Annotated in this window: 21 protein-coding genes; 16 read left to right on the top strand and 5 right to left on the bottom strand. The window is 62.9% G+C overall.

The window, feature by feature from the left end; translation table 11 throughout:
- The first annotated feature begins 101 nt into the window (after nt 1-101).
- Nucleotides 102-830, top strand: a complete 729-nt coding sequence (locus tag RHEC894_RS20995) for an SIS domain-containing protein (RefSeq protein WP_085738702.1) — start codon at nt 102-104, stop codon at nt 828-830.
- Between the two features lie 21 nt (nt 831-851).
- Here RHEC894_RS20995 and RHEC894_RS20990 read toward each other — a convergent pair whose 3' ends face one another.
- Nucleotides 852-1,280: a lipocalin-like domain-containing protein gene (locus tag RHEC894_RS20990; protein WP_085738701.1), complete on the bottom strand. Its 429-nt coding sequence runs from the start codon at nt 1,278-1,280 to the stop codon at nt 852-854.
- A gap of 207 nt (nt 1,281-1,487) precedes the next feature.
- A complete protein-coding gene (efp, locus tag RHEC894_RS20985; protein WP_008528334.1) occupies nt 1,488-2,057 on the bottom strand; it encodes an elongation factor P in 570 nt (189 codons plus the stop codon).
- Nucleotides 2,058-2,205: 148 nt separating this feature from the next.
- On the opposite strand from efp, the gene epmA reads away from it, so the two are divergent.
- From epmA to RHEC894_RS20940, 9 genes are all read left to right on the top strand, one after another.
- The gene (gene epmA / locus RHEC894_RS20980; RefSeq protein ID WP_010069275.1) at nt 2,206-3,267 is read left to right on the top strand and encodes an EF-P lysine aminoacylase EpmA; all 1,062 of its coding nucleotides are present in this window, start codon (nt 2,206-2,208) and stop codon (nt 3,265-3,267) included.
- The gene (locus tag RHEC894_RS20975) at nt 3,264-4,316 is read left to right on the top strand and encodes a lysine-2,3-aminomutase-like protein (protein ID WP_085738700.1); all 1,053 of its coding nucleotides are present in this window, start codon (nt 3,264-3,266) and stop codon (nt 4,314-4,316) included. The genes epmA and RHEC894_RS20975 overlap by 4 nt, the downstream gene beginning before the upstream one ends.
- 262 nt (nt 4,317-4,578) lie before the next feature.
- Nucleotides 4,579-4,830, top strand: coding sequence for an acyl carrier protein (locus tag RHEC894_RS20970; protein ID WP_003567517.1), 252 nt, complete (start codon nt 4,579-4,581; stop codon nt 4,828-4,830).
- Nucleotides 4,830-6,011: an acyl-CoA dehydrogenase family protein gene (locus tag RHEC894_RS20965; protein ID WP_085738699.1), complete on the top strand. Its 1,182-nt coding sequence runs from the start codon at nt 4,830-4,832 to the stop codon at nt 6,009-6,011. The genes RHEC894_RS20970 and RHEC894_RS20965 overlap by 1 nt, the downstream gene beginning before the upstream one ends.
- A 4-nt stretch (nt 6,012-6,015) precedes the next feature.
- Nucleotides 6,016-6,924: an amino acid--[acyl-carrier-protein] ligase gene (locus tag RHEC894_RS20960; protein WP_085738698.1), complete on the top strand. Its 909-nt coding sequence runs from the start codon at nt 6,016-6,018 to the stop codon at nt 6,922-6,924.
- Entirely contained in the window at nt 6,915-7,895 is a 981-nt protein-coding gene (locus RHEC894_RS20955; RefSeq protein WP_206427883.1) for a DUF1839 family protein, read from the top strand. The genes RHEC894_RS20960 and RHEC894_RS20955 overlap by 10 nt, the downstream gene beginning before the upstream one ends.
- 16 nt (nt 7,896-7,911) lie before the next feature.
- Nucleotides 7,912-10,392, top strand: a complete 2,481-nt coding sequence (locus RHEC894_RS20950) for a glycoside hydrolase family 2 protein (RefSeq protein WP_085738697.1) — start codon at nt 7,912-7,914, stop codon at nt 10,390-10,392.
- Nucleotides 10,393-10,434: 42 nt separating this feature from the next.
- Nucleotides 10,435-11,613 (top strand): glycosyltransferase family 4 protein, encoded by a 1,179-nt coding sequence (locus RHEC894_RS20945; RefSeq protein ID WP_085738696.1) that lies wholly within the window; start codon nt 10,435-10,437, stop codon nt 11,611-11,613.
- Nucleotides 11,614-11,803: 190 nt separating this feature from the next.
- Nucleotides 11,804-15,115: an alpha/beta fold hydrolase gene (locus RHEC894_RS20940; protein ID WP_085739076.1), complete on the top strand. Its 3,312-nt coding sequence runs from the start codon at nt 11,804-11,806 to the stop codon at nt 15,113-15,115.
- 20 nt (nt 15,116-15,135) lie between these two features.
- Here the strand turns inward: RHEC894_RS20940 and RHEC894_RS20935 are convergent, their stop codons facing one another.
- From RHEC894_RS20935 to RHEC894_RS20925, 3 genes are all read right to left on the bottom strand, one after another.
- Nucleotides 15,136-16,314, bottom strand: a complete 1,179-nt coding sequence (locus RHEC894_RS20935) for a glycosyltransferase family 4 protein (RefSeq protein ID WP_085738695.1) — start codon at nt 16,312-16,314, stop codon at nt 15,136-15,138.
- Nucleotides 16,315-16,458: 144 nt separating this feature from the next.
- Nucleotides 16,459-16,695 carry an Lrp/AsnC ligand binding domain-containing protein gene (locus RHEC894_RS20930; RefSeq protein WP_003567502.1) on the bottom strand — a complete coding sequence of 79 codons (237 nt, stop codon included), beginning with the start codon at nt 16,693-16,695 and terminating at the stop codon, nt 16,459-16,461.
- A 69-nt stretch (nt 16,696-16,764) separates the two neighbouring features.
- Nucleotides 16,765-17,673, bottom strand: coding sequence for a LysR family transcriptional regulator (locus RHEC894_RS20925; RefSeq protein ID WP_085738694.1), 909 nt, complete (start codon nt 17,671-17,673; stop codon nt 16,765-16,767).
- Between the two features lie 103 nt (nt 17,674-17,776).
- On the opposite strand from RHEC894_RS20925, the gene RHEC894_RS20920 reads away from it, so the two are divergent.
- From RHEC894_RS20920 to RHEC894_RS20895, 6 genes are all read left to right on the top strand, one after another.
- The gene (locus RHEC894_RS20920; RefSeq protein ID WP_085738693.1) at nt 17,777-19,189 is read left to right on the top strand and encodes a VOC family protein; all 1,413 of its coding nucleotides are present in this window, start codon (nt 17,777-17,779) and stop codon (nt 19,187-19,189) included.
- A gap of 67 nt (nt 19,190-19,256) precedes the next feature.
- Nucleotides 19,257-20,540, top strand: coding sequence for an FAD-binding oxidoreductase (locus RHEC894_RS20915; protein WP_085738692.1), 1,284 nt, complete (start codon nt 19,257-19,259; stop codon nt 20,538-20,540).
- A 65-nt stretch (nt 20,541-20,605) separates the two neighbouring features.
- Nucleotides 20,606-22,144 carry an aldehyde dehydrogenase family protein gene (locus RHEC894_RS20910; RefSeq protein WP_085738691.1) on the top strand — a complete coding sequence of 513 codons (1,539 nt, stop codon included), beginning with the start codon at nt 20,606-20,608 and terminating at the stop codon, nt 22,142-22,144.
- Nucleotides 22,145-22,357: 213 nt separating this feature from the next.
- The gene (locus tag RHEC894_RS20905) at nt 22,358-23,374 is read left to right on the top strand and encodes an iron ABC transporter substrate-binding protein (RefSeq protein ID WP_010068398.1); all 1,017 of its coding nucleotides are present in this window, start codon (nt 22,358-22,360) and stop codon (nt 23,372-23,374) included.
- Nucleotides 23,375-23,437: 63 nt separating this feature from the next.
- The gene (locus RHEC894_RS20900) at nt 23,438-25,105 is read left to right on the top strand and encodes an iron ABC transporter permease (protein ID WP_085738690.1); all 1,668 of its coding nucleotides are present in this window, start codon (nt 23,438-23,440) and stop codon (nt 25,103-25,105) included.
- Complete coding sequence (locus tag RHEC894_RS20895) at nt 25,102-26,139, top strand: ABC transporter ATP-binding protein (protein WP_085738689.1); 1,038 nt, start codon at nt 25,102-25,104, stop codon at nt 26,137-26,139. The genes RHEC894_RS20900 and RHEC894_RS20895 overlap by 4 nt, the downstream gene beginning before the upstream one ends.
- Nucleotides 26,140-26,158 lie beyond the last annotated feature (19 nt).

The raw sequence follows: 26,158 nt of genomic DNA, 5'->3' as shown, positions 1-26,158 counted from the left end.
CTTTCAACGAAGCGCAGAATCGCTCTTACCTTTTGGTTTTACGCAATTCCGGACGGAAAACCGCTTCGCACTTTTCCTGGAATTGCTTTAGGAGACGTGGCATGACTGATATCACCGATGCCTATTTTTCCAATCTGATCGGTCGGCTGGAGACGCTGAAGCAGGCGCTTGCCGAGCCGATGGCGCAGGCAGCTGATGTCATTCTCGATGCTGCCCGCGGCGACAAGCGCGTCTATGTCTTCGGCACCGGCCATTCGCACATGCTGGCGGAAGAGGTGCATTATCGCGCCGGCGGGCTGGCCTTCACCGTGCCGGTGCTCGTCGGATCGGCGATGCTGCACGAAGGAGCGGTCATCAGCTCGGTCTATGAGCGCACCCAGGGCCTGGTGCGCCCGATGCTGGAGCGTTACGGCATGCAGCCGGGCGATGTCATTATCATTGCGTCGAATTCCGGCGTGAACGCCGCGCCGATCGAGGCCGCCGACTTTGCGCATGAAATCGGCGCGAAAGTGATCGCCATCACCTCGATCGCCTATTCCTCGGCGATCGCCAATGGCCGCCGGCGGCTTTCCGAGGTCGCCGATATCGTGCTCGACAATGGACTGCCGCCGGGCGACGCCGTTGTCGAGCTTGAAGGCACCGGGCTTCGGGTCGGGCCGGTCTCGACGGCGGTCGGGGTGACGGTCATCAATGCGATCTTCGCCGAAGTCGCCTCGGAGCTGTCGAAATCCGGCGATGCGCCGGTCTATCTCAGCGCCAACATGCCGGGTGCCGCCGAGATCAACCAGAAGCTCGTCAAGAAATACCGGCCGCGCAATCCGCACCTCTGACGACGACTGGTGTCAGGGTCGTTAGACCTTCCGGAATTCTATCCGGTAGATCACTTCCTCGCCTGTCGCCGGGTCTATTCCCGGCGCGTCGCTGATCACCAACGTGTCGCCGTCGAGGAAATAAGGACGGATCAGGTCGGTTGCTCCCCAAGCCGGATTCCAGCTCGCATCGACATGGTGGATGACCTTGTCATCTTCCAGCGTATAGGAGGCGGAATAGGCCAGCATGGAATCGAAAAGGGCGATCTTCTCGTCATCGGTGGGGCGCGGCCCCTGCAGCGGCGGTCGATGACGGTTCACCACCAGCGCCATCATGCGCCCATCGGCGTGGTAGGAGAGATATCCGATGGGATCGGCTCCCATGGCGTCGGTCACTTCGCCTGATGCCACGACCTTTCGCGTCCATGACAACATTCGCCAGGTTCCCAGCAGTGCGGCAGCATTCGCCATCGGTCTCCCCCAAGCGCCGTTGGACGGGTCGACAATATCAGATGACGGATGTCTGGGACAGACGGTTCGAGACGACCGCGAACGACGATGTGTCGACGGCAGTCGAAAGCGAATGAAAAAATATGCCTCGGAACCGCCATAACTCGGTTCCGCATCGTGCCCGTGGCAGGGAGTCGAAGCCGCCCCTTCGCGGGGCGACGCCGCCGATCAGTCCTTGGCGCGTTCGACGTAGGAATTGTCTTCGGTCGCAATGACGACGCGGGTGCCGGCGTCGATATGCGGCGGGACCGATGTGCGGATGCCGTTGGAGAGCATGGCCGGCTTGTAGGAAGAGGATGCCGTCTGGCCCTTGACGACCGGTTCCGTCTCGACGATTTCGAGCGTGACGTGACGCGGCAGTTCGAGCGCCAGCGGAATGCCTTCATGGATCGACAGGATGCAGGTCATGCCTTCCTGGAGGTAGGCCTTCTGGTCGCCCATGGTTTCCTGGCTGACGACCACCTGATCGTAGTTCGCCGGGTTCATGAAGTGGAAGCCTTCGCCGTCTTCATAGAGGTACTGGAAGTTGACGTCTTCGACGAAGGCGCGCTCGACCTGTTCGGTGGTGCGCCAGCGCTCGGAGACCTTTACGCCGTCGACGATGCGGCGCATGTCGACCTGGGTGACCGGCGTGCCCTTGCCCGGATGAAAGTTCTGGGCGGTGAGAACGACATAGAGCTTGCCGTCGACATCGAGAACGTTGCCCTTGCGGACCGAAGAGGCGATGACCTTGACCATAAGACTTCCTTGTAACTCGGCTTTCGGCGTCGTAGATGACTGTCGAGACGCCCCGAAGACGCAAATGTTTTTCTTTGGGGGCGCAACTAACCTAAAATCCGGGAAATAGCCACCCCCATACCGGCTTCTCCGGCGAAGAAAGCTTGGAATGAACTCTTCGGCCAAAGCGTCCCCCTGGTGGACCCCGTCCGTGCATGCCGATCGTCGTCCGTTCCTGGTCGGGCGTAACGCGATCCAGGCCGCGTTGCGCGGGTTTTTCGCGCGCGAGGATTTCATCGAGGTCGACACGGCGGCGCTGCAGATCTCCCCGGGCAACGAGGCGCATCTGCATGCGTTTGCCACCGAGGCGCTGACGACGGACGGCCAGAGAGCGCCGTTCTATCTGCACACGTCGCCGGAATTTGCCTGCAAGAAGCTGCTTGCGGCCGGCGAAGAACGCATCTCGTGTTTTGCCCATGTCTATCGCAACCGCGAGCGCGGGCCGTTGCACCATCCCGAATTCACTATGCTCGAATGGTATCGCGCCGGCGAAAGCTACGAGAGCCTGATGATGGATTGCGTGCGGATCCTGGCGCTGGCGGCAGAAATGGTGAAGACGCCGAGGCTCGTCTATCGCGGCGGCGAGAGCGATCCCTTCGCCGGACCGGAGCGGATCAGTGTCGCCGAAGCCTTCGAGCGTCATGCCGGCATCGACCTTCTCGCCTCCGTCGCCGCCGACGGTTCGACAGACCGCGATCATCTGGCGGCCGAACTCAGGCGCGTCGGCATGCGTGTCGCCGCGGATGATGGCTGGGCCGATCTCTTCAGCCGGGTGCTGGTGGAAAAGATCGAACCGCATCTCGGCTTTGGTCGTATCACCATCCTCGACGAATACCCGGTCTCGGAGGCAGCGCTTGCGCGTCCTTCGGCGCGCGATCCCAGGGTTGCCGAGCGTTTCGAGCTCTATGCCTGCGGCGTCGAGCTTGCGAACGGCTTCGGCGAGCTCACCAACGCCGGCGAACAGCGGCGGCGTTTCGAGATCGAGATGGCCGAGAAGGCGCGTGTCTACGGCGAGACCTATCCGCTCGACGAGGACTTCCTCGCTGCACTGTCGCTGATGCCGGAGGCCAGCGGTATCGCGCTCGGCTTCGACCGGCTGGTGATGCTGGCGACGGGCGCATCGCGTATCGACCAGGTGCTCTGGGCGCCGGTTGCGGAGTATGGCAGATGAATGCCGTCAAGCCGATCAAGAGCGTCGACGATCTGGTGACGGCAGGGCTTGCCGCGCCGGCCGATCGCGCGGCGCTCGAAGAGGTCGCCGCGCGTTACGCGATCGCTCTGACGCCTGCCGTCACCAGGCTGATCGATCGGGCCGATCCCGATGATCCGATCGCACGGCAATTCGTGCCTGATGCCGCCGAGCTGACGGTTGCGCCCGAAGAACGCGCCGATCCGATCGGCGATCATGCCCATAGCCCGGTCGAAGGCATCGTCCATCGCTATCCCGACAGGGTGCTGCTCAAGGCCGTGCATATCTGCCCGGTCTATTGCCGTTTCTGCTTTCGCCGCGAAATGGTCGGGCCGCAGGGTCTGGGCACGCTCGACGCGGCTGCGATGCAGGCCGCCTTCGATTATATCAGAGGCCACCAGGAAATCTGGGAGGTCATCCTCACCGGCGGCGATCCGCTGGTCCTTTCCCCGCGTCGGCTTCGCGAGATCATGGAGGCGCTTGCGGAAATCGCGCATGTGAAGATCGTGCGGTTCCATACGCGTGTTCCCGTCGTCGATCCCGGCAAGATCGACGACGCATCGATCGCGGCGCTGAAGGCGAGCGGCAAGACGGTCTACGTGGCGCTGCACGCCAACCATGTCGGGGAACTGACGGCGGAAGCGCGCGCGGCCTGCGCCCGCCTCGTCGATGCCGGCATCGTCATGGTCAGCCAGTCGGTGCTGCTGAAGGGCGTCAACGACGATCCCGACGTGCTTGCGGAGCTGATGAAGGCCTTCGTCGAAATCCGTGTCAAACCCTATTACCTGCATCATCCCGATCTGGCGCCCGGCACAGCGCATTTCAGATTGACGCTCGAAGAGGGACAGAGCATCGTCGCCGCGCTGCGCGGGCGGATCTCCGGGCTCTGCCAGCCCACTTATATTCTCGATATTCCCGGCGGTTACGGCAAGGCGGTCGTCAGCGCCAGCGCCGTTCGGGCGAGGGGTGAGGGATGTTATTCCGTCTCGGACTATCGCGGCGACGAGCACTGCTATCCGCCCGCCAATTGAGGCAAGCGCGTTATGCCCGTGTCATTTCTGTACTCGTGACGTTGGAAGTCGTGTCGAGCGCCGACGGAAAATCTGCATTAAAGAATTGATATATAATGTGGATTTTCATCCTGGGCAGAAAGATCGCTAAAATCCTAACTATGAGGAACAATCATCTTTAACCCAACAAATTAGCGGAATGTTCTGTTTTCCGCACTAAAAGAACGCTCATGACAAGGCGATGAACGCCGGTTCGGGATCATGAGAATCTTGGAGTGATGGGATGAATAAGACAATCCGCGACCTCGTAGCCAAATTCGGCAAGCTTCCTGTCGCAATCGACCAGGTCGCCGACGACGCCGATCTTTATGCGGCGGGGCTGACCTCCTTTGCCTCGGTGCAGCTGATGCTGGGCATCGAAGAGGCGTTCGACATCGAATTCCCGGACAATCTCCTGAACCGCAAATCCTTCGCGAGCATCTCGGCCATCGCCAAGACGGTCGATATCATCCAGGACAGCCGGAAGGTCGCCTGATGAACTTCCCCGTCAAGATCATGCAGGACGGTCTTGTCGCAAGGGTCGCCCGAGTCGCCGAAGTGGCGGCCAAACATGCCGATGCCGTCGACGTCGAAGGCCGCTTTCCCCGCGAAGCCGTGGATGTGATGAAGGCCGAAAGGCTGCTCGGCATCCAGGTGCCGCGCCAGCTCGGCGGCGAATCCGCCTCGACCACCGAGATCGCCGAATTGTGCTCGATGCTCGGCCAGGCCTGCGCGGCCAGCGCCATGGTCTTTGCCATGCACCATATCAAGCTGTCGAGCCTCGTCGAACACGGCGCCGACAGCGAATGGCATTGCGACTTCATGCGCCGCATTGCCGCCGACCAGCTGCTGATCGCTTCGGCCACCACCGAGGGCGGCATCGGCGGAAACCTGCGCAACAGCATTTGCGCGGTCGAGGTCGATGGCGACATCTGCCGCCTCGAAAAGGATGCGACCGTCATTTCCTACGGTTCGCATGCCGACGCCATTCTCATCACCTCGCGCAGCCATCCGCAGGCGGCTTCGTCCGATCAGGTGCTGACGGCTTTCCTCAAGGACCAGTACACGCTCGAAAAAACGCATGCCTGGAACACGCTCGGCATGCGCGGCACCTGCTCCGACGGTTTCCTCTTCAAGGGACAGGCGCCAGCGCGTCAGATCCTGCCGAAGCCCTTCGCCGAGATTGCGGCGCAATCCATGCTTGCCTCTTCGCACCTGCTCTGGAGCGGCGTCTGGTACGGCATAGCGGTCGACGCTGTCGCGCGCGCCCAGGCTTTCGTGCGCGCCGCCGCCCGCAAGGCACCCGATACCCAGCCGCCGGGTGCGCTGCGCCTTGCCGAGGTTTCGAACCTGCTGCAGATGGTGAAATCCAACGTGGTTGCCGGCCTCAAGGCCTATGAGGATGCCAAATCAGATCATGACAGGCTGTCCTCGATGGGCTTTGCCGTGGCGATGAACAACGTCAAGATCGCCTCTTCCGAGACGATCCTGGAGATCGTCAACCATGCCATGCTGATCTGCGGCATCATGGGCTACAAGAACGGCACGCCCTTCAGCCTCGGACGCCATCTGCGCGACGCACATTCCGCACAGCTCATGATCTCGAACGACCGTATCCTCGGCAATACGTCGAGCATGCTTCTCGTCCACAAGCAGGACACTAGCCTACTGGGGTAAAGCCATGGATATGCAGACCTCGTTTCTCGACCGGCTCTTCGAGTCCGGCCTGCTGATCGATACCGGCGTTGACGGTCTCTATGGTCGCAGCGGCCAGTTCGAAGATGTCATTACCGCTTTCGAACGGCTGATCGACACGTTCGGCGGCGCCGACGGCGCCGAGGCGATGCGTTTCCCGCCCGGCATGAACGTCGCGCTCTTCGAAAAGAGCGGTTACATGAAGAGCTTCCCGCAGCTCGCCGGCACGGTGCACAGCTTCTGCGGCAGCGAGCTCGACCATATGAGCCTGCTGCAGTGTATGGAAGTCGGCGACGACTGGACCAAGGACCAGAAGGCGACCGATATCGTGCTGACGCCGGCCGCCTGCTACCCGCTCTATCCGACGGTCGCCAAGCGCGGCAACCTGCCGAAGACGGGCGGCCTCTTCGATCTGCAGTCCTATTGCTTCCGCCACGAGCCTTCGAAGGATCCCGCCCGCCAGCAGCTGTTCCGCATGCGTGAATATGTCTGCATGGGCACGGAGCAGCACGTCACCGATTTCCGTCAGACATGGATGGATCGCGGTGTCGAAATGATGAAGCAGCTCGGCCTCGATGTGACCATCGACGTTGCCAACGACCCGTTCTTCGGCCGTGCCGGCAAGATGATGGTCAACAATCAGCGCGACCAGAACCTGAAGTTCGAGCTGCTGATCCCGATCACCTCGGCTGCCAATCCGACCGCCTGCATGAGCTTCAACTACCATCAGGATTCGTTCGGCCTGAAGTGGGGTCTGAACCTCGAAGACGGCAGCGTGGCGCACACCGCCTGCGTCGGTTTCGGGCTGGAGCGCATTGCGCTTGCCCTCTTCCACCATCACGGGCTCGACGTGAAGCGGTGGCCAGCCAGCGTGCGGAAAACGCTGTGGGGCTGAGCCGGTCGATGACATCGGTATTTTCGGGAATCGACCCGGAAACGTATCGTCAGCACGCGCTGCATTCCTGCGAGCGCGCCTGGCCGGAAACCAATTGCTACGTCGATCTCTGGATCGAAGTGCTGGCGACCTCAGGCGCTGCGCCCGAGGCGATGCTGGGTTTCACCCTCGCGCAGGATTTCGAAGGCGATCAGTTCACCTTCTTCAAGGTGCCGCTCGAAGATCTCGAAGCCCTTTACGGCATTCGCGCCACCGAACTTGCGATTTATGATCGTGTCGAACGGCATGTCGAAGTGCAGCTCGCGCGGGGCCGTCTCTGCCTGATCGAGATGGATTCCTTCTACATGCCGGATGCGCGCGGCACCGCCTACCGGCAGGAGCACGGCAAGACGACGGTTGCGATCAACCGGCTCGATGTTGCGGCCAAGCGCGTCGAATATTTTCACAATGCCGGCTATTTCCGTCTCGACGGCGAGGATTTCGACGGGCTGTTCCAGCTGCATCTGACAGAAAACGACCCGCCGTTCCTTCCCTATGCGGAATTTGCGCGGTTCCCCGAAAAGCCGGCTGATGAAACGCATCTGCGGGCGACGGCGCGGCGGCTTGCCGGGGTCCATTTCAACAGGCGTCCCGGGGAAAATCCGATCCGCGCCTTCGCGGCGGTCTTCCCGCAACAGGTCGAAGCCGTGGCGGATCGGCCGTTCGGCTTCTTCCACAAATATGCCTTCAACACGCTTCGCCAGGTCGGCGCCAATTTCGAGCTGGCGGCCGATCATCTGGCCTGGCTTTCCGCCGATGAATTCGCGGCTGCCGCCGATCATGCCCGGCGCATTTCGGATGCGGCGAAATCGGTGCAGTTCCAGCTTGCCCGCGCCGTCGCCCGCAGGAAGTTCGAGCCGCTGCAGGCAGCTCTTGATCCGGCCGCCGATGCATGGGATGCCATGATGGCGTCGCTTGCGGGGCGAATCTGAGGCCGGAGATCTGACCATGCGGGGGCGTTTGGCAAGCATCGGAGCGGAGGAAAGCCAGCTTTGCGAAGGCTGGAACCTGATCCTGACGGAGCCGGGTGCCTGTGCCGTGCCGCACGATATTCATCTCTCCGCGCAGTTCATTCCAGCGCCCGTTCCCGGCACCGTTGCGTCAGCCCTCGAAAAGGCAGGGCTCTTCGACCGGGAAAATCCCGAGCCGCTGAACACCAGGGATGCCTGGTATCTCTGCCGGCTCTTCGATGCCGAACCCGGCGAGGCGATCCTGCGTTTTGCAGGGCTTGCGACGCTTTGCCATGTCTTCCTCAACGGCCAGGAAATCCTGTTTTCCGAAAGCATGTTCACGGCGCATGAAATCCCGGTGACGCTTACGGGTGGTGATGAGCTGGCGCTGTGTTTCCGGGCGCTCGGTCCCCGCCTGTCCGAGCCGGGTCCGCGTGCGCGCTGGCGGCCGCAGATGATCACGCCGGCGGGCCTGAAGAATTTCCGTACGACGCTGCTCGGTCATATGCCGGGCTGGTGCCCCGATATCCACGCCGTCGGCCCGTGGCGGCCGATCTCGCTGGTGCGCCGCAATCCCGTCTCTATCGACAATGTCTGCATCCGCGCCGTGCTGGATGAGAATGGCGTCGGCCGTCTCAGCGTATCGCTGCACAGCAATGCCGGGGACCCGACAATGCTGCTGCGCTGCGGCGGAATGGAACAGCCCTTCGAAAAGGTCGCCGACAACCATTATTCGGCTATTCTCAAGCTTTCCGACATCGAGCCCTGGTGGCCGCATACGCACGGCGTTCCACGGCTCTACGAGCTGGCGCTGGTTGCCGATGGCGTGGAATATCCGCTCGGTAGTACCGGCTTCCGGCGGATCGATGTCGAGCGCGGCGCCGATGGCGACGACTTCGCACTCACCGTCAATGGTGAACGCATCTTCTGCCGCGGCGCGGTGTGGACGACGGCCGATATTGCGCGTTTGCCGGGCGGGCGGGCGGATTATGAGCCTTTCCTGCGGCTTGCGGCGCATGCCGGCATGAACATGATCCGCATCGGCGGCACCATGGCCTATGAGACCCCCGATTTCTTCGCGCTCTGCGACGAGCTCGGCCTGCTGGTCTGGCAGGATTTCATGTTCGCCAATTTCGATTATCCCCGCAACGACAAGGCGTTTCTCGGCCACGTGCATGCGGAGGTCGAAGAATTCCTGCACGGCGTCCAGGGCTCGCCGTCGCTTGCGGTGCTCTGCGGCGGCAGCGAAATCCATCAGCAGGCGGCGATGCTCGGCTTGCCGATGGAATTCTGGAGCGGCCCGATCACCGATGAGATCATCCCGGCCATTGCCGCGCGCATGCGTCCCGACGTGCCCTATGTCCCGAACTCGCCCTATGGCGGGGCGATGCCGTTTTCGCCGAATGCCGGTATCGCCCATTATTACGGCGTCGGCGCCTATATGCGGCCGATTGCCGATGCGCGCCGCGCCGATGTGCGTTTTGCCTCCGAAAGCCTCGCCTTTGCGCATGTGCCGCAGCAACGGACGCTGCAGCGCCATCTCGACGTGCCCGCCGTCCATAGCCCACTCTGGAAGGCCCGCGTGCCGCGTGACCGCAACGCATCGTGGGATTTCGAGGACGTTCGCGATTTCTATCTGCAGCTTCTTTACGGTCTCGATCCGGCCCAGCTGCGCCGCGAGGATCCGGAACACTATCTCGATTTCTCCCGCGCCGTCACCTGCGAGGTGATCGAGGAAACCTTTGCCGAATGGCGACGCAAGGGCTCCATTTGCAACGGCGCGCTTGTCTGGACACTGCAGGATCTGCTGCCCGGCCCCGGTTGGGGTGTGATCGATTCCACCGGAGAGCCGAAGCCGGTCTGGTACGCGATGCGCCGCGCATTCCGCCCCGTTCAGATGGTTTTCACCGACGAGGGAACCAATGGTCTCGATGTGCACGTCATCAACGAGACGGATGCCGCACTCGACGTGGAACTCGAAGTCGTCTGCCTGCGCGACGGAAGACAGCAGGTCGTTAGCGGCAGCAGAGCCTTCAAGCTGGCGGCAAGGGACACGGAGCGTCTTGCCTGCACCGCACTGTTCGGCGCCTTTTTCGACACGACCTATGCCTTCCGTTTCGGGCCGCCGTCGCATGATGCAAGTGTTGCGCGTCTGCGCTCGCTGGCGGATGGTGCGGTTCTCGCGGAAAGCTTTCACTTTCCCTGCGGACGGGCAAAGGCGCTGCATGATGCGGGCATCGAAGCATCGCTCGGCAGAGACGGCGACGACTGGTTCGTCGATCTCAGGACCGACCGGCTGGCGCAATCGCTGCATATCGACGTTGAAGGCTATCGGGCCGATGACGACTGGTTCCATCTCGCTCCCGGCGCATTGCGGCGCGTGAAGCTTCACGCGCTCCCCGGCGCGGAGGCCGATATCCCGCCTGCGGGCGAAATCAGAAGTCTCGGCAGTTCACATCGCGTCGGCCTCGCGGGCTGAGGCTCGCGAGGAACGACGCAAATCCACCGGAAAGATCGTGACTTGAGAAAGACATATCGCTTTCTACGCGCCCACGTCCTGCAGCGACTGATCCCGCGGTCGCGTGTCGCTTTCAATCCGCGCAAGCCGGTGGAAATCGTCGGCTATCTCTCGATGGCGGTCGGTGTCGGCGAATCGGCGCGGCTCTGCGCCGGAGCGCTTTCGGAGGCGGGACGGGCGATTTCGCTCTCCGATGTCAGCACGCATCCCGACGCGAATTCCTTTCCCGGATGGGCGCCGCCGCGCCCCTCCGGCCAGCCGCCGGGAAGCCGGATCTGGCACCTCAATCCACCGATGCTGCCGCGCGCCATCCTCAAGAAGGGGGTCGCCAATTTCACCCGCGCCTTCAATATCGGCTATTTCGCCTGGGAGCTCGAAGTCGTACCGGCCGAGTGGCGCAATGCGATGCACTACATGAATGCCGTCTTCGTGCCGTCGGAATTCACCCGGCGGGCAATCGCGCCGCTCACCAAGGCGCCGGTCATCGTCGTCCCGCATCCGGTGACCGAGGCACCGGCGACGGAAGGCATGCGGGAGAGGTTCGGTATCGAGAAGGACGCTTTTCTCGTCAGCTTTATCTTCAGCGCCGGCTCCTCGATCAACCGCAAAAATCCGCGGGCCGTCATCGAGGCCTTCAGGATATTTGCCGCCGAAGCGCCAAACGCCTTCCTGTTGATGAAGGCCAGCGGCGATGTGAACAAGGATGAAGGCCTGCGTGAACTGGTTGCTTCGGTCGCCGGCGACAGCCGGATCAGGATCGTTACCGACAGGTTGTCGAACGCCGATATCAACGGCCTCATCCGCTCTTCCCAAGCCTATCTTTCGCTGCATCGTTCCGAGGGTTTCGGGCTGACGGTTGCCGAGGCGATCATGCAGCGCACGCCGGTCATTTCCACCGCCTGGTCGGGCACGGCGGATTTCTGCGACCCCGATAATTCATGGATGGTCGCCTCTCCCCTCATTCCCGTCGTCGATACCCATCCGGAATTTGCCGGGCTCGACGGCGCGGGCTGGGCGGATCCCTCTCCTGAAGCGGCAGCCGCGCATCTCAGCGACATATTTCGCGCGCCTGAACTGGCGCGGGAGAAGGCCGACAGGGCGCGGGCGTTTCTGCTGCACTACCTCGCGGAACACAGCTATGAGAAGGCGCTTCAGACGCTGGCGGCGATGCAATCAAGCTAAGATGAGGTCGTCACTCCGCTTTATTTTAACATTTTGGCATTAGAGATGACGGCTATGCGGCTTTAGAGCATATCGCGCAAAACTGTGCAGCGGTTTGCGATAACGGCATGCGTAAAAACAAAACTTAAAGCGCGAGGCGGGAATCTGAAAGATCGCGACGCGCTTTAGACCGATGCTGACGGATGGACAGATGTCGAAGGGTATTATCGCAAACTCGGTGATGAACGCGGCGGCGGGCATGCTGCTGCTGCTGACGGGCTTCGTCTCGTCGATCATAACCGCGCGGTTGCTCGGGCCTGAGGCCAACGGCATCGTCGCCTTCTCGCTGTGGCTGGTGGTGACAGGCGCCTCGATTGCAGAACTCGGCTCCAGTATCACGCTTCTGAAGACCCTGCCGCAGCTTTCGGCGGAAGGTTACGACGCGCGTCGCCGGCGGGGTTTTGCCGCCATCCTCGTCAGCTTCATGATGTTTTCGACCGTCGTGCTGCTGGCGCTCTATGCGCTGTTCTTCCTGACCTCCGAGGAGATGCACTGGGCGGACACTGCGCCATCCGTCGCCCTCGTCACCGGCGTGCTGTTCTTCATCCAGGCGATCGGCTCCTTCGTCAAATTCTACCTGATCGGCGAAAAGAAGCTCGGCGCCTTCTTCAAGCTGACGGTCGCCGTCTCGATCGTGCAGCTAGCCGGCGTTGCCGCCGGCGCCGTTTTCTATGGCGTCGAGGGCGTTCTCGTCGGTTATGCGTTCGGCCAGCTCGTGCTGTTCTTCGCCACGCTGCCGATCCTGCTTGCGCGGCGCGACTGGTGCGGGGTCTCGCTGAAATATCTCGCCTCCTCCTCCCTCATCCTGTCGATCCAGTTCATCATCGATTCCATCTTCCTCAACCGGCTCGAGCTGCTTTTCCTGCAGCAGTTCTGGTCGGTGGAAATGGTCGGCTATTATGCCGTCGGCCTGTCGATCGCCAATATCGCGCTGCAACTGCCGATCCAGATGACCGGTAGCCTGTTGCCCTATTATTCCGAGCGGCGCCACAGCAGCGACGATTCGACCTTGCCGGTCGAGGTTTTTGCCGCCGTCACCCGCAGCATGGCCTATATCGTCCTGCCGATGAGCCTCGGGCTTGCCGCGATCTCCAGCGAGTTGGTGCTTGTGGTGTTCGGCGAGGCGTTCCGCCGCAGCGGCACGGTGGTGGCGCTGCTTGCGCTGGTTGCGCCCGCCTATACCTTCATGCAGATCCTCAGCCTCTATCTCCTGTCGATGGACAGGGCCCGCTCCCGCCTCAAGATCAGTGTGATCGGTGGCCTGCTGATGGTAGCGGGTTGTTTACTGATCGTACCCAGGCTTGCCGCCGAGGGTGCCGCACTCGTGCGCATCCTCGTCTTCGTTGCGATGTCGGTAATGATGATCAGGCAGACAGGATTCGGATCCCAGCTCTCAGGCCTCTACACAAGCCTGACGAAGGTGACGCTCGCCTCCGTGCTGTGTGCTTGTGGCGCGATCGCCGTGCTGGAATTCGTCCAGGGTCCGATCGGCCTCGTCGCTGCGATCCTTGCCGGTACATTCTGCTATTTCGCGGCCCTGCGTGTGTTGCGGGCCGTGCCGGCCGAGGATGTCGAGGTCATGCGCTCCATTCTCGCCAAGATGCCGCCGGTGCTGCGGCGGCCGGTGGGACAGGCGATCAATTTCATCGCGCCGCGGCTTCCGGGCGATCCCGACCGCGCCAAGGTGGCGCCGGGCGAATTTTCGCTCGAACCGGCCGAAGGCGCCGGACGCAGCGCTGCCCTGCCCGTTGTCTTCGATGGCACGATCGGGCTGTTCATGCCTGAAAATCCTGAGGTCAAGAAGCGTTCAGCCGCCGTGCTCTTCGTCAGCCCCTGGGGTTTCGAGGAAATGTGCAGCCGCAAATTCTTCCGCGTCGCCGCCGAGCATTTCTCGGATATCGGCGTGGCGAGCCTGCGCTTCGACTATCGCGGCACTGGCGATGCGCTCGATTTCGGCGTGCTGCCGGCAAGATTGGAAACCTGGGAAAATTCGATCCGCGCCGCCGCCGCCAAGCTGAAGTCGCTCTCCGGCTGCGACCGGATCATCCTCATCGGGCAGGGCCTCGGCGCAACGCTTGCCCATCGCATCGGCGCTTCGATCGAAGGCGTCGACAGTCTCGTCATGCTGGCGCCGGTGCTGGGCGGCCGGGCCTATCTGCGCGAACTCAACATGTGGTCCAAGATCATCGATGCCGATCTCGGCCTCGGCAAGGAGCATGTCCAGACCGCGAAGGTGCAGATCGCCGGGCTCGTTATGCCTGAAGAGATCGCCGCCGAGCTCGGCAAGCTCAACATCGCCTCGCCGCAAGGGCTGGCCGCATCGCGCTATCTGATCCTCGAACGCCCGGCCAAGGCCGATGATACCGGCTTTGCCGATGCGCTGAAGGCGCTCGGCGCCGATGTCGAGCAAACGGTTTTCGAAGGGTATGACGAGCTTGCCACCAATCCGCTGTTTGCCAAGACGCCGACTGCTGTCGTCGAACGGCTGAGGGGGTGGCTGCAGGCAGTGACGACGGAGACATCCGCCGCCCACTCGCCCGATCTGATCGACAACCCGCCGCTTGCCGGCGAGGGTTTTGCGGAAACGCCGGTGCGTTTCGGCAGCCACGACCATCTGGTCGGCGTCGTCAGCCGGCCGCTCGGCGAGATCAAGGGCAATGCCGTGCTCTTCCTGTCGACCGCCTATGACCGGCATGCCGGCTGGGGACGCACGACGGTCGATATGGCGCGCGAGCTCGCCCGCCAGGGCGTCGTTTCGCTGCGCTTCGATTCCGCCAATGTCGGAGACAGCCCGCCGCGGCCGGATGCGCCGGAGCAGGTGCTTTATTCCAGCACGCAGACCGTGGATGCGGTTGCCTCGCTCGATCTGCTCGAAAGCATCGTCGCGGGTCCGATCATGGTGGCCGGCCGATGCAGCGGCGGCTATGTCGCTTTCCGCGCCGGCGTCGCCGACGAGCGGTTGAAGGCCGTCGTCTCGATCAATCCCTTCGTCTATTACTGGGACCCGGAGATACCGGTGCGCAAGGAGCATGTCGTCTCGGTTCCCCGCAGCCTCGATGATTACGGTCAGCGGCTGGCGCGGGTGGATACGCTGAAGCGGCTCATCAGCGGTCAGGTGGATGTGGTGTCGGCACTGCAGAATATCGTCATCGCCGGCGGCCGGCGTCTGTCGCCATGGATCGCGCCGCTGCTCGAGCTGCTTCCCGACCGGCGCCATATCGCCCGCGAAGTCCGGCATTCCTTCGCGTCGTTCGGCAAGCGCAAGGTGCCGCTGACGCTGATCTACAGCGAGGGCGATGTCGGGCTCGACCACGTTTATTTCCATTTCGGGCCGCGTGGTGCCAAGCTTTCCCGTTATCCGAACGTGCGGCTGCTGATGTTGCCGGATGCCGACCACAATCTGACGCCGCCGCAATCGCGCAAATTCGTGCTCGACGAGATTGTCCGCCTGGCGAGAGCGTGAGGGATTTCAGGCGGGCAGGATCAGGTGCGGTCGCCGGTGACGATATCAAGCGACCGATAGAGATCGATGTAGCGCCCGGCGACGATGTCCCAGGAATACCCGCGCGCAGCGTCGAGAAGGCCGGCGCGAACGGCCTCCGGTTGCCGCGCGAGAGCTTCATAAGCCCCTTCGATCACTGTCGCTGCGGTCTCGGGATTGGTAAAATCGGCCAGCGTGATGACCGGATGCCGGCCGGCAAGCGTTGTAAAGGCGTCGTTGGCATTCAGCACCGGCAGCAGGCCGGCGCTCATCGCCTCCAGCGCCACCAGGCCGAAACCTTCATATTCCGAGGCGGAGGCGAAGAGCGAGGCGTCGGCGATGACGCGCCGGATGGCGCCGTTGTCGGGTGAAACGTGCAGGGTGACGCGGCCGGAAAGGTTGCGGCCTTCGATTGCGGCTTCGACATCGGCCCGGTTCAGATCGGATTCGGCCCCGACGATGTCGAGATGCCATTCCGCATCACGGGTCGCCAGCCTGGCCATCGCATCGAGCAGGTGGTCCAGCCGCTTGTTCACCGAGAACCGGCCGATGGTGACGATGCGGCGCCTTGCCGGGCGCGAAGCGGTGTCGGCGAATTTGCCGATATCGGCGCCGTTTTCGATCAACAGGCTGTCGGGCACGATCTCGGAAAACTGCTTGAGGTCGGAGGCGCTGCAGCAGACGACGCGCCGATAGGCCAGCGCCGAAGCGCGGGTCAGGGTGCGGAACCAGATCTTCTTGATCGCGGCGTATTTCCTGGTGTGGAAAAAGCCGCCATGGGTGGTGACGATCATCGGCTTGCGATGCAGCAGCCGGCCCCAGGCGAGCGCGTCGAAGAAGAAGTCGATGGCATGGACATGCACGAGATCGGCATCGCCGAGATGGCGAAAAACCTCGGGCGCCAGCGGATAACGGCTGCTGCCGGACCAGGGAATGCGCACCACCTCGATACCATCGATATCCTCGCGAGGCGGCAGTTTATTATCGGGCGCGGTGAACAGCGAATCGAGCGTGACGACGCGAACGCGATAACCATGCCGCACCGTCTGGCGGCCGAGATTGGCGACGACGTCTTCCAGGCCGCCGCGGTTGGGCAGGAACTGGCGCACGACATGAACGATCAGCGGCGCCGTTTCCGGCTGCGACTTCCAGCGCACCCTGTCTGCCTCGACGATCGCCATGTTCCACCTATCGCTGCGCGTCGCTCCAGGCTGACGCGGAACTCTTATAGCAACGACCAGATATCCCGGGCGTTAAGCCGCGGTCTAGGCGACATCATGCAGGGCGATTCTTCGCGAAGAGGGTTAACCGTGTCTGAGAGGAATTCAGAAGGCCTTGAAGGTCAGCGTCGTCAGCGAGCGGACGATGCCGGGAATATTGGCGATGTTGTCGTTGATGAATTTGCCGATATCCTGGCCTTCCTCGATATAGACCTTCAGCAGCAGGTCGTAGTCGCCGCTGGTGGAATAGAGCTCCGAGACCAGTTCGGTCTGGTAAATGGCGTCGGCGACCTCATAGGTCTTGCCGGGAGCGCATTGGAGCTGGACGAAGATCGGCTTCATGGGGATTTCCTGCAGATGTTGTTTGGCTGATATAATGGTCGAAAGCGCCATGCCGATGCAAGCCGTTCGTCAAGCGGCCGGATCGGCCGCCGCTTCGGCGACGATCCAGTCGCGGAAGGCGGCAAGCGGCGCATAGTCGGCGCGCTCGGGCGGAAAAGCGAGATAGTAGCGCTCGCGGCTCTCCATTTCACGGTCGACGGCGGCGACGAGATCGCCGCGTCTGAGTTCCTCCTGCATCAGGAATGTCGGCAGCAGGGCGATGCCGAGGCCGGCGATCGCCGCCTGTGCGGCGGTGGCGAACTGGTCGAACAGCATGCCGTGCACGGTTTCGAAGGAAACGCCGTTGCCGGCAAACCATTGCTCCCAGGCATCCGGACGCGTCGTCAGGTGCAGAAGCGGAGCGGTAAGCAGATCCTGCGGCGCGGAAATCGCGTATCGCTTCAGAAAATCCGGGCTGCAGGCCGGCACCGTGCGCTCCGACATCAGAAAGGCGAGTTCGGCGCCTGGCCAGTGCGGATGGCCGAAATGAATGGCGGCGTCGATCGAATCGAGGCGAAAATCGAACGGTGAGAGCCGGGTCACCAGATTGATCGTCACACCGGGATTGACGGCAAGGAAGCGTCCGAGGCGCGGCGCCAGCCAGCGCGTGCCGAAAGTCGGCAGGATGGCGAGATTGAGCGTGCCGCCATGCGGATTGGCGCGCAGGTTCAAGGAAGCGCTCGATATGCGCCGCAGGGCCTCACGGATTTCGCGGGCATAACTGTCGCCGGCGAGCGTCAGCCGCATGGTCTGGCGTTCGCGCAGGAAGAGTTCGACGCCGAGCTGCTCCTCCAGCGCGCTCACCTGGCGGCTGACGGCGCTCTGGGTCAGATCGAGCTCTCGCGCGGCCGCCGTCACGCTGCCGGTGCGGGCAACCGCTTCGAAGGCGGCGAGATGCGAAATCGACGGCAGAAAACGTCTTGAAGCGAACATGTTCATTCCATTTCAGAATGAGCTATTTCCAAAATGTCGATATTTCCGCCTTTGTAGCTGAAGTAAAGAGGCTCATCCTGCAAAAACGGAATGAGCCGGAGTTTCTCAGATGCCGCAAGCCTTCGTTTCCCCAGACCGTATCCGCTCGCTGTTCACCGAGGCGATGTCGCAGATGTACCGGGCGGAGGTGCCGCAATACGGCACGCTGATCGAATTGGTGGCGGATGTGAATGCCGGCTGCCTCGCAAGCAATACCGACCTGCGCGAGCGGCTCGCCCGCGCCGGCGAGCTCGATCGTATCGATGTCGAGCGCCACGGCGCCATCCGGCTCGGTACGGCAGACGAGCTTTTCACCATCCGCCGTCTGTTTGCGGTCATGGGCATGCAGGCGGTCGGCTATTACGATCTCTCGGTCGCCGGCGTACCGGTTCATTCCACCAGCTTCCGGCCGATCGACGAAGCCGCGCTCAACATCAACCCGTTCCGCGTCTTCACCTCGCTGCTGCGATTGGAACTGATCGAGGACGAGGGGCTGCGCGCTGAAGCCGAAACCATTCTGGCAAAGCGGCGCATCTATACACCGCGTGCCATTGCGCTGATCGAGCACCACGAACAGAACGGCGGTCTGACGGAGGCGGAGGCAACGGAATTCGTCGCCGAGGCACTTGAAACCTTCCGCTGGCACAGCGAGGCGACGGTCAGCGCCGAAACCTATAAGCGCCTGCACGACGCACACCGGTTGATCGCCGACGTCGTCAGTTTCAAGGGGCCGCATATCAACCATCTGACACCGCGCACGCTCGATATCGACGCGGTCCAGGCCCGTATGCCGGAGCGCGGCATCACGCCGAAAGCCGTCATCGAGGGGCCGCCGCGCCGTCATTGCGATATCCTGCTGCGGCAGACGAGCTTCAAGGCGCTGGAGGAAACGATTATCTTTTCCGGTGACGAGGATGCGGTTCAAGGGACGCATACCGCCCGGTTCGGCGAGATCGAACAGCGCGGCGTGGCGCTGACGGCCAAGGGGCGGGCGCTCTATGACCGGCTGCTCGCCTCGGTTCGCGGCGAAGTGCAGGTCGGCGCCGGCGGTGCCAAGGCCGGCGCCTATGACCAGGAGCTCGCCGACCGCTTCAAGGCGCTGCCGGATAGCTGGGACGAGTTGCGCAGGCAAGGCCTGGCTTTCTTCCACTATTCAGCGACGCCTGCGGGCATTGCCGCTGCCGTCGGCGGGGCGCCGGCTGCGGATCCGGAGGCGCTGATCACCAAGGGCTACCTTACCTTCGCACCGATCGTCTATGAAGACTTCCTGCCCGTCAGCGCGGCCGGCATCTTCCAGTCGAACCTCGGCACCGATCAGCAGCAGAATTATGCGACGCGCTCGAACCGCGACGCCTTCGAGGTGGCGCTCGGCGCCACCGTTCAGGACGAGCTGGCGCTTTATGCCGAACGTCAGGCGGCCTCGCTCACTGCAGCAATGGAAGCGCTCGGTCTCGCGGAGCTGCAACTGAAGACAGTTGCGTGAAAAGCCGGCTTCAACACTTGGTTTTATGGGTTAAAGTAGCGCAATTTCGATCCGATCGGACCAAACCATGCTGAATGATCCGCGCTCCCACGGCCTCTGGGAAAAGACTGCCGGCGAACCGCCGGCCACCTCGCCGCTCAAAGGCGCGGTGTCGGCCGATGTCGTCATCGTCGGCGGCGGCTATACCGGTCTCTCCTCCGCCCTGCATCTTGCCGAAGCCGGCTCGAAGGTGGTGCTGCTGGAGGCGAAGGAGATCGGCTTCGGCGGCGCGGGACGTAATGTCGGCCTGATCAATGCCGGCATGTGGGTGATGCCCGACGATCTGCCTGGCGTGCTCGGCCCGGTGCATGGCGAACGTCTGCTCGAACTGCTCGGCAATGCGCCGAAGCTGGTCATGGAACTGATCGACAAGCATGGCATCGCCTGCGAACTCGAACGCAACGGCACGCTGCATTGCGCTGTCGGCGCCGACGGGCTGAAGGAGATCGAGGATCGCGCGGCGCAATGGTCAGCGCGGGGCGCGCCCGTCAAGCTGCTCGATGCGGCGGAGACGGCCAAACGCATCGGCAGCGATGCCTATACAGGTTCGCTGCTCGATATGCGCGCCGGAACGCTGCAGCCGTTGGCCTATGCGCGCGGGCTTGCCCATGCCGCCGTCAAGGCGGGAGTGGCCGTTCATACGTCGAGCCCGGTCATCGCGACGGAGCGCAACGGCAGCCGCTGGACCGTGAAGACGGCAAGCGGCGAAGTCAGCGCGGACTGGATCATCGTCGCGACCGATGCCTATAGCACCGGCCCCTTCGAGCAGGTGCGCAACGAGCAGGTCTATCTGCCCTATTTCAATTTCGCCACCGTGCCGCTCGGCCACAATCTGCGCCAGTCGATCCTGCCAGGGCGGGAAGGAGCGTGGGATACCAAGGACATTCTATCCTCTTTCCGCATGGACCAGGCCGGCCGTCTCGTTTTCGGCAGTGTCGGGGCGCTGCGCAATACCGGGCTTGCCGTGCACAAGGGCTGGGCCAAGCGCGCCTTGAAGCGGCTCTTCCCTGTTATCGGCGATGTCGAATTCGAGTGCGAATGGTATGGCCAGATCGGCATGACCGACAATGCGCTGCCGCGCTTTCACAAATTCGCCCCCGGTGTCATCGGCTTTTCGGGTTACAATGGCCGCGGCATTGCGCCCGGCACGGTCTTCGGCCGGACGCTGGCGGAGCATATCCTCGGCCGGCTAGCTGAAGCCGATCTGCCGCTGCCGCTGACTTCGCCGACCGAGCCGAGCTTCCGTGCGCTGAAAGAAATATGGTACGAAGCCGGCGCTCAGGTCGCCCATTTCGCCGATGCCCGCTTCTGAGAAGCGATAGACGTTTCCGAGAAGCGATACTCGCTTCTGAGAATAATAAGATTGGAACCACGACAATGACCATCGCCGTCCTCGATCTCGCCACCGAAACCGCCAAGCTGCTTGCCGACCTCGGCGTCGATGCCGGCCGCTATCACGGCGGCACGCTTTCCGTCACCTCGCCGGTGACGGGCAAGGAAATCGGCAAACTCCGGGAACACAGCGTTGCCGAGACGAAAGCCGCGATCGAAGCGGCGCACAAGGCCTTCCTCGAATGGCGGGCCGTTCCGGCGCCGAAGCGCGGCGAGCTGGTCCGCCTGCTCGGCGAAGAACTGCGCGCCGCGAAGACGGCACTCGGCCGTCTCGTCTCGATCGAGGTCGGCAAGATCACCTCGGAAGGCCTCGGCGAAGTGCAGGAGATGATCGATATCTGCGATTTTGCCGTCGGTCTTTCCCGCCAGCTCTACGGCCTGACGATCGCCACCGAGCGCTCCGAGCACCGGATGATGGAAAGCTGGCATCCGCTCGGCGTGGTCGGCATCATCTCCGCTTTCAATTTCCCGGTTGCCGTCTGGTCGTGGAATGCGGCTCTTGCGATGGTCTGCGGCAATTCCACCGTCTGGAAGCCCTCTGAAAAGACGCCGCTGACGGCGCTGGCCGTCCAGGCGCTGTTCGAGAAGGCGCTGAAGCGCTTCGTCGCCGAGGGCGGCACGGCGCCGGCCAATCTGTCGACGCTGATCATCGGCGGCCGTGAGGTCGGCGAGGTACTGGTCGATCATCCGAAGATCCCGCTTGTTTCCGCCACCGGTTCGACGGCCATGGGCCGCGCCGTCGGTCCGCGCCTGTCGCAGCGTTTTGCCCGCGGCATTCTCGAACTCGGCGGCAACAATGCGGCGATCGTCTGCCCGAGTGCCGATCTCGATCTGACGCTGCGCGGCGTCGCCTTCTCGGCGATGGGCACGGCCGGCCAGCGCTGCACGACGCTGCGCCGTCTCTTCGTGCATGACAGCGTCTACGACCAGCTGGTGCCGCGCCTGCAGAAGGCTTACGGCTCCGTCACCATCGGCAATCCGCTCGAAACCGGCACGCTTGTGGGACCGCTGATCGACGGCCAGGCGTTCGAGAAGATGCAGGTCGCGCTCGGCGAAGCGAAATCGGCCGGCGGCAAGGTGACCGGCGGCGAGCGTGTCGGCAATGGTTTGACCGACGCCTTCTATGTGCGCCCGGCGCTCGTCGAAATGCCCGCACAGACCGGCCCGGTCGAGCACGAGACCTTCGCGCCGATCCTCTATGTGATGAAATACAGCGATTTCGATGAGGTGCTCGCTCTGCACAATGCGGTGCCGCAGGGACTGTCGTCGTCGATCTTCACCAACGACATGCGCGAGGCCGAAACCTTCGTCTCTGCGCGCGGATCGGATTGCGGTATCGCCAACGTCAACCTCGGGCCGTCGGGTGCCGAAATCGGCGGCGCCTTTGGCGGCGAGAAGGAAACCGGTGGCGGCCGCGAATCCGGCTCGGATGCCTGGAAGGCCTATATGCGCCGCTCCACCAACACGATCAATTACGGCAGGACGCTGCCGCTTGCCCAGGGCGTCAAGTTCGACGTCGAATAATCTGGCTTGCAAGCTTGCCAAAGGAAGGCGGTACTCCCTAGGAGTGCCGCCTTTTTCACTGAATCAGGATCTATTCCCCTGTAACATGAAATATTTAGTCAAAATATTGTGATGGCTTTTTCGGTCAAGCCAAACTTGAAATTCCCAGTCAGGAAAAATATACGCCTCTGATCGCCCCTGGAGAACTCGGGTGACATCGTTACGGAGGCCATCATGAAAACTGCTTTTAACCGCTTTTCCCTCGCGCTTGCCGCTTCGCTTCTTTCCGCCACTGCGCTTGCAGGCAGCGCCCATGCGCAGGATGAAGGTCTCGTCGTTTATAATGCCCAGCACGAAAGCCTGGGCCGGGAATGGATCGATGCCTTCACCAAGGAGACCGGCATCAAGGTCACCATGCGCCAGGGCAGCGACATGCAGTTCGCCAACCAGATCATCCAGGAAGGCGACGCCTCGCCGGCTGACGTATTCCTGACCGAGAATTCCCCTGCCATGACGCTGGTCGATGGCGCGGGTCTTTTCGCCCCGGTCGAAAAGGACACGCTGGACCAGGTTCCCGAGCAGTATCGCCCGGCCGACGGCATGTGGACCGGCATTGCCGCCCGCACCACGGTTTTTGCCTATGACAAGACGAAGCTCAGCGAAGACAAGCTGCCGAAGTCGCTGCTCGACCTCGCAGACCCGGCCTGGAAGGGCCGCTGGGGTGCGTCTCCCGCCGGCGCCGACTTCCAGGCCATCGTCGCGGCGCTGCTGCAGTTGAAGGGCGAGGACGCCACCAAGGCGTGGCTGAAGGGCCTCAAGGACAATGCCACGCCCTATAAGGGCAACAGCGTCGCCATGAAGGCCGTCAATGCGGGCGAAGTCGAAGGAGCTGTGATCTATCACTATTACTGGTTCGGCGATCAGGCCAAGACCGGCGAGAACAGCAAGAATGTCGGCATGCATTACTTCAAGAACCAGGATCCGGGCGCTTTCGTCAGCGTTTCGGGCGGCGGCATCCTGAAGTCGACGCAGCACATGAAGGACGCCCAGGCTTTCCTGAAGTTCCTCACCAGCAAATCAGGCCAGAAGGTTCTCAAGGATGGCGATTCCTATGAATATGCCGTCGGCAAGGATGCGCCTTCCAATGACAAGCTGACGCCGCTTGCCGATCTCAACGCGCCGAAAGTTGAAGCTTCGACGCTGGATAGCAAGAAGGTCGTGGAGCTGATGACGGCGGCCGGCCTGATCTAACCTTTCTGCCGCAGGCCTGCTTCGGCCAAAACTGTTGCTTTTGGCTCAAGAAAACCTTAGGGCATGACGATATCCGGCAACCGTCTTTCAAAGGCGGTTGCCTTCCTTTTTCAGCGTGTGAAGGCATCGGCCTTGCTGCAGGACAACAGATTGCTCGCATCCGGTCATGAAGCGCCGGTGGCGCCGAGGACCGTGCGAATGATTTTGCCGCGCGGACGCATGCCGCACGCTTCCGTGATCCTGCTTGCAACCGTCGTTGCGATCTTCAGCCTGATGCCGCTCGGCTTCATCGGCTGGGTCACCTACGATGTCGGCTGGGAAACGGTGAAGGCCCTGGTCTTCCGGCCGCGGGTCGGCGAACTCCTCGTCAATACGGTTCTGCTTGAGACGATCACCATCCCGCTGTCGATCGCGCTTGCCGTAACGCTCGCCTGGCTGACCGAGCGGACCGATATTCCTTGTGCGCGGCTTTGGGCCTGGCTCGCCATCGCGCCGCTCGCCGTGCCGGCCTTCGTGCACAGCTATGCCTGGGTCAGCCTCCTTCCCGGCATGCGCGGCCTGGAGAGCGGCGTCTTCGTCTCGGTGATCGCCTATTATCCCTTCCTCTACCTGCCGGTCGCCGCCGCACTGCGCCGCCTCGATCCGGCAATCGAGGATGCGGCGGCCTCGCTCGGCCTCAATCCCTGGCGGGTGTTTTTTCGCGCCGTGCTGCCGCAGCTCAGACTGGCCATCTGCGGCGGCTCGCTGCTGATCGCGCTGCATCTGCTTTCGGAATACGGCCTGTTCGTGATGATCCGGTTCGACACGTTTGCGACAGCCATCGTCGACCAGTTCCAGTCCTCTTACAACAGCCCGGCTTCCAACATGCTCGGCGGGGTGCTCGTCGCCTGTTGTCTTTTTCTGCTCGGCTTCGAGGTGCTGGTGCGCGGCAACGAACGTTATGCCCGCGTCGGCTCCGGCTCGCCGCGTCCGGCGGACCGCCGGCGGCTCGGCTGGTTCGTGGTGCCGGCCGTCCTGTTGCCCGTCCTCCTGGCGGTGCTGACGCTCGGCGTGCCGCTGGTGACGCTTGGCCGCTGGCTCTATCTCGGCGGCAGCGATATCTGGCGCATCGAGGTCGGCAGCGCCTTCCTGCAGACGATCGTGCTTGCCATCGCCGGCGGTGTGCTGGCAACCATTGCCGCGGCGCCGATGGCCTGGCTTTCCGTGCGGGCGCCCGGCCGCGTCCAGCGCGTGCTCGAAGCCTGCCATTATTATGTCGGCTCGCTGCCGGGTGTCGTCGTGGCGCTGGCGCTGGTGACGATCACCGTGCGTCTGGTGCTACCGCTCTATCAGACCTTCGCAACGCTCATCGTCGCCTATGTGATGCTTTTCCTGCCGCGCGCCATGGTCGGGCTGCGCGCCAGCATCGCCCAGGCCCCGGTGGAGCTGGAGCGCGCCGCGATGGGCCTTGGCCGCACCCCGGGCCAGGCCGTCCGCCAGATCACCATGCGGCTCGCAGCCCCAGGAGCGGCCGCCAGCGTCGCGCTGGTCGCGCTTGGCATCACCAATGAACTGACGGCGACGCTGATGCTGTCGCCCAACGGCGTCGATACGCTGGCGACGAAATTCTGGTCGCTGACCAGCGAAATCGACTACGTCTCGGCTGCACCCTATGCCTTGATGATGGTTGTTCTGTCGCTGCCGCTCACCCTGACACTCTATACGCAATCGAAACGGACCGTCGGCCAATGACGCTGCTTACGATCGAAAACATCAGCAAGCGTTACGGCCCGGTGCAGGCGCTGAAGGATATTTCGCTCGACGTCCAGGCGGGCAGCCGCACCGCCGTCGTCGGCCCCTCCGGTTCGGGTAAGACGACGCTGCTGCGCATCATTGCCGGCTTCGAGCAACCCGATGTCGGCCGGGTGACGCTGGATGGCGAGGTGCTTGCCGACGGTCCGGCGACCGTTCCGGCGCATAAACGCGGCATCGGCATCGTCTCGCAGGACGGCGCGCTGTTTCCGCACTTGAGCGTTGCCGAGAATATCGGCTTCGGTTTCGAGCGAGGGGCTGCCGATCGCGACAAGCGGATCCTCGACCTGCTCGATATGGTCGAGCTCGATCGCGGCATGCTGGTGCGGCGCCCGCATCAGCTTTCCGGCGGCCAGCAGCAGCGTGTGGCGCTGGCGCGTGCGCTCGGCCGCAAGCCGCGGCTGATGCTGCTCGACGAACCTTTTTCGGCCCTCGATACCGGTCTGCGCGAGAATATGCGCAAGGCGGTTGCGCGCGTGCTGCAGGCGGCCGGCATCACCACCATCCTCGTCACCCACGATCAGGAAGAGGCGCTGACCTTTGCCGATCAGGTCGCGGTGCTCCGGGAAGGGCGGCTGATCCAGGCCGGCTCACCGCAATCCTTGTATCTGAATCCCAGGGATCGCGAGACGGCGCTGTTTCTCGGCGATGCCGTGCTGCTTCCCGCCATCATCCGCAATGGCCTGGCAGACTGCGCGCTTGGCCATGTCGCGGTCGAGGGCCGTCGTCAGGGCAAGGCGGAGATCATGCTGCGGCCCGAGCAGATTCGCGTCGTTGCCGATGATAGCGACCGCAGCTATGGCGGACGGGTCGTCGAGGTGGAATTCGGTGGCGCGGTCTGCACCGTTGCCGTTTCGCTCGACGGTGTCGCCCTGCCGCCGATCCTGATCAAGACTTCGAGCGTCGCTCTGCCGGCGCGGGGCGATCTCGTTCGCCTGGATATTGCCGGCAAGGCGCATGTCTTCGAGAGTTGAGGCCCGATGACATGCAGCG

The organism is Rhizobium sp. CIAT894, from assembly GCF_000172795.2.
Lineage (GTDB): Bacteria > Pseudomonadota > Alphaproteobacteria > Rhizobiales > Rhizobiaceae > Rhizobium.
This window is presented reverse-complemented; position numbering and strand designations above follow the sequence as displayed.

Excerpts from the sequence above, each read along its gene's own strand:
- RHEC894_RS20895 (WP_085738689.1), top strand. The coding sequence starts at position 25,102 with ATGACGCTGCTTACGATCGAAAACATCAGCAAGCGTTACGGCCCGGTG.
- RHEC894_RS20905 (WP_010068398.1), top strand. The coding sequence starts at position 22,358 with ATGAAAACTGCTTTTAACCGCTTTTCCCTCGCGCTTGCCGCTTCGCTT.
- RHEC894_RS20930 (WP_003567502.1), bottom strand. The coding sequence starts at position 16,695 with ATGAAGCCGATCTTCGTCCAGCTCCAATGCGCTCCCGGCAAGACCTAT.
- RHEC894_RS20960 (WP_085738698.1), top strand. The coding sequence starts at position 6,016 with ATGGATATGCAGACCTCGTTTCTCGACCGGCTCTTCGAGTCCGGCCTG.
- RHEC894_RS20900 (WP_085738690.1), top strand. The coding sequence starts at position 23,438 with ATGACGATATCCGGCAACCGTCTTTCAAAGGCGGTTGCCTTCCTTTTT.
- RHEC894_RS20970 (WP_003567517.1), top strand. The coding sequence starts at position 4,579 with ATGAATAAGACAATCCGCGACCTCGTAGCCAAATTCGGCAAGCTTCCT.
- RHEC894_RS20940 (WP_085739076.1), top strand. The coding sequence starts at position 11,804 with ATGTCGAAGGGTATTATCGCAAACTCGGTGATGAACGCGGCGGCGGGC.
- RHEC894_RS20975 (WP_085738700.1), top strand. The coding sequence starts at position 3,264 with ATGAATGCCGTCAAGCCGATCAAGAGCGTCGACGATCTGGTGACGGCA.
- RHEC894_RS20935 (WP_085738695.1), bottom strand. The coding sequence starts at position 16,314 with ATGGCGATCGTCGAGGCAGACAGGGTGCGCTGGAAGTCGCAGCCGGAA.
- efp (WP_008528334.1), bottom strand. The coding sequence starts at position 2,057 with ATGGTCAAGGTCATCGCCTCTTCGGTCCGCAAGGGCAACGTTCTCGAT.
- RHEC894_RS20990 (WP_085738701.1), bottom strand. The coding sequence starts at position 1,280 with ATGGCGAATGCTGCCGCACTGCTGGGAACCTGGCGAATGTTGTCATGG.
- RHEC894_RS20965 (WP_085738699.1), top strand. The coding sequence starts at position 4,830 with ATGAACTTCCCCGTCAAGATCATGCAGGACGGTCTTGTCGCAAGGGTC.
- RHEC894_RS20910 (WP_085738691.1), top strand. The coding sequence starts at position 20,606 with ATGACCATCGCCGTCCTCGATCTCGCCACCGAAACCGCCAAGCTGCTT.
- RHEC894_RS20995 (WP_085738702.1), top strand. The coding sequence starts at position 102 with ATGACTGATATCACCGATGCCTATTTTTCCAATCTGATCGGTCGGCTG.
- epmA (WP_010069275.1), top strand. The coding sequence starts at position 2,206 with ATGAACTCTTCGGCCAAAGCGTCCCCCTGGTGGACCCCGTCCGTGCAT.
- RHEC894_RS20920 (WP_085738693.1), top strand. The coding sequence starts at position 17,777 with ATGCCGCAAGCCTTCGTTTCCCCAGACCGTATCCGCTCGCTGTTCACC.
- RHEC894_RS20950 (WP_085738697.1), top strand. The coding sequence starts at position 7,912 with ATGCGGGGGCGTTTGGCAAGCATCGGAGCGGAGGAAAGCCAGCTTTGC.
- RHEC894_RS20915 (WP_085738692.1), top strand. The coding sequence starts at position 19,257 with ATGCTGAATGATCCGCGCTCCCACGGCCTCTGGGAAAAGACTGCCGGC.
- RHEC894_RS20925 (WP_085738694.1), bottom strand. The coding sequence starts at position 17,673 with ATGAACATGTTCGCTTCAAGACGTTTTCTGCCGTCGATTTCGCATCTC.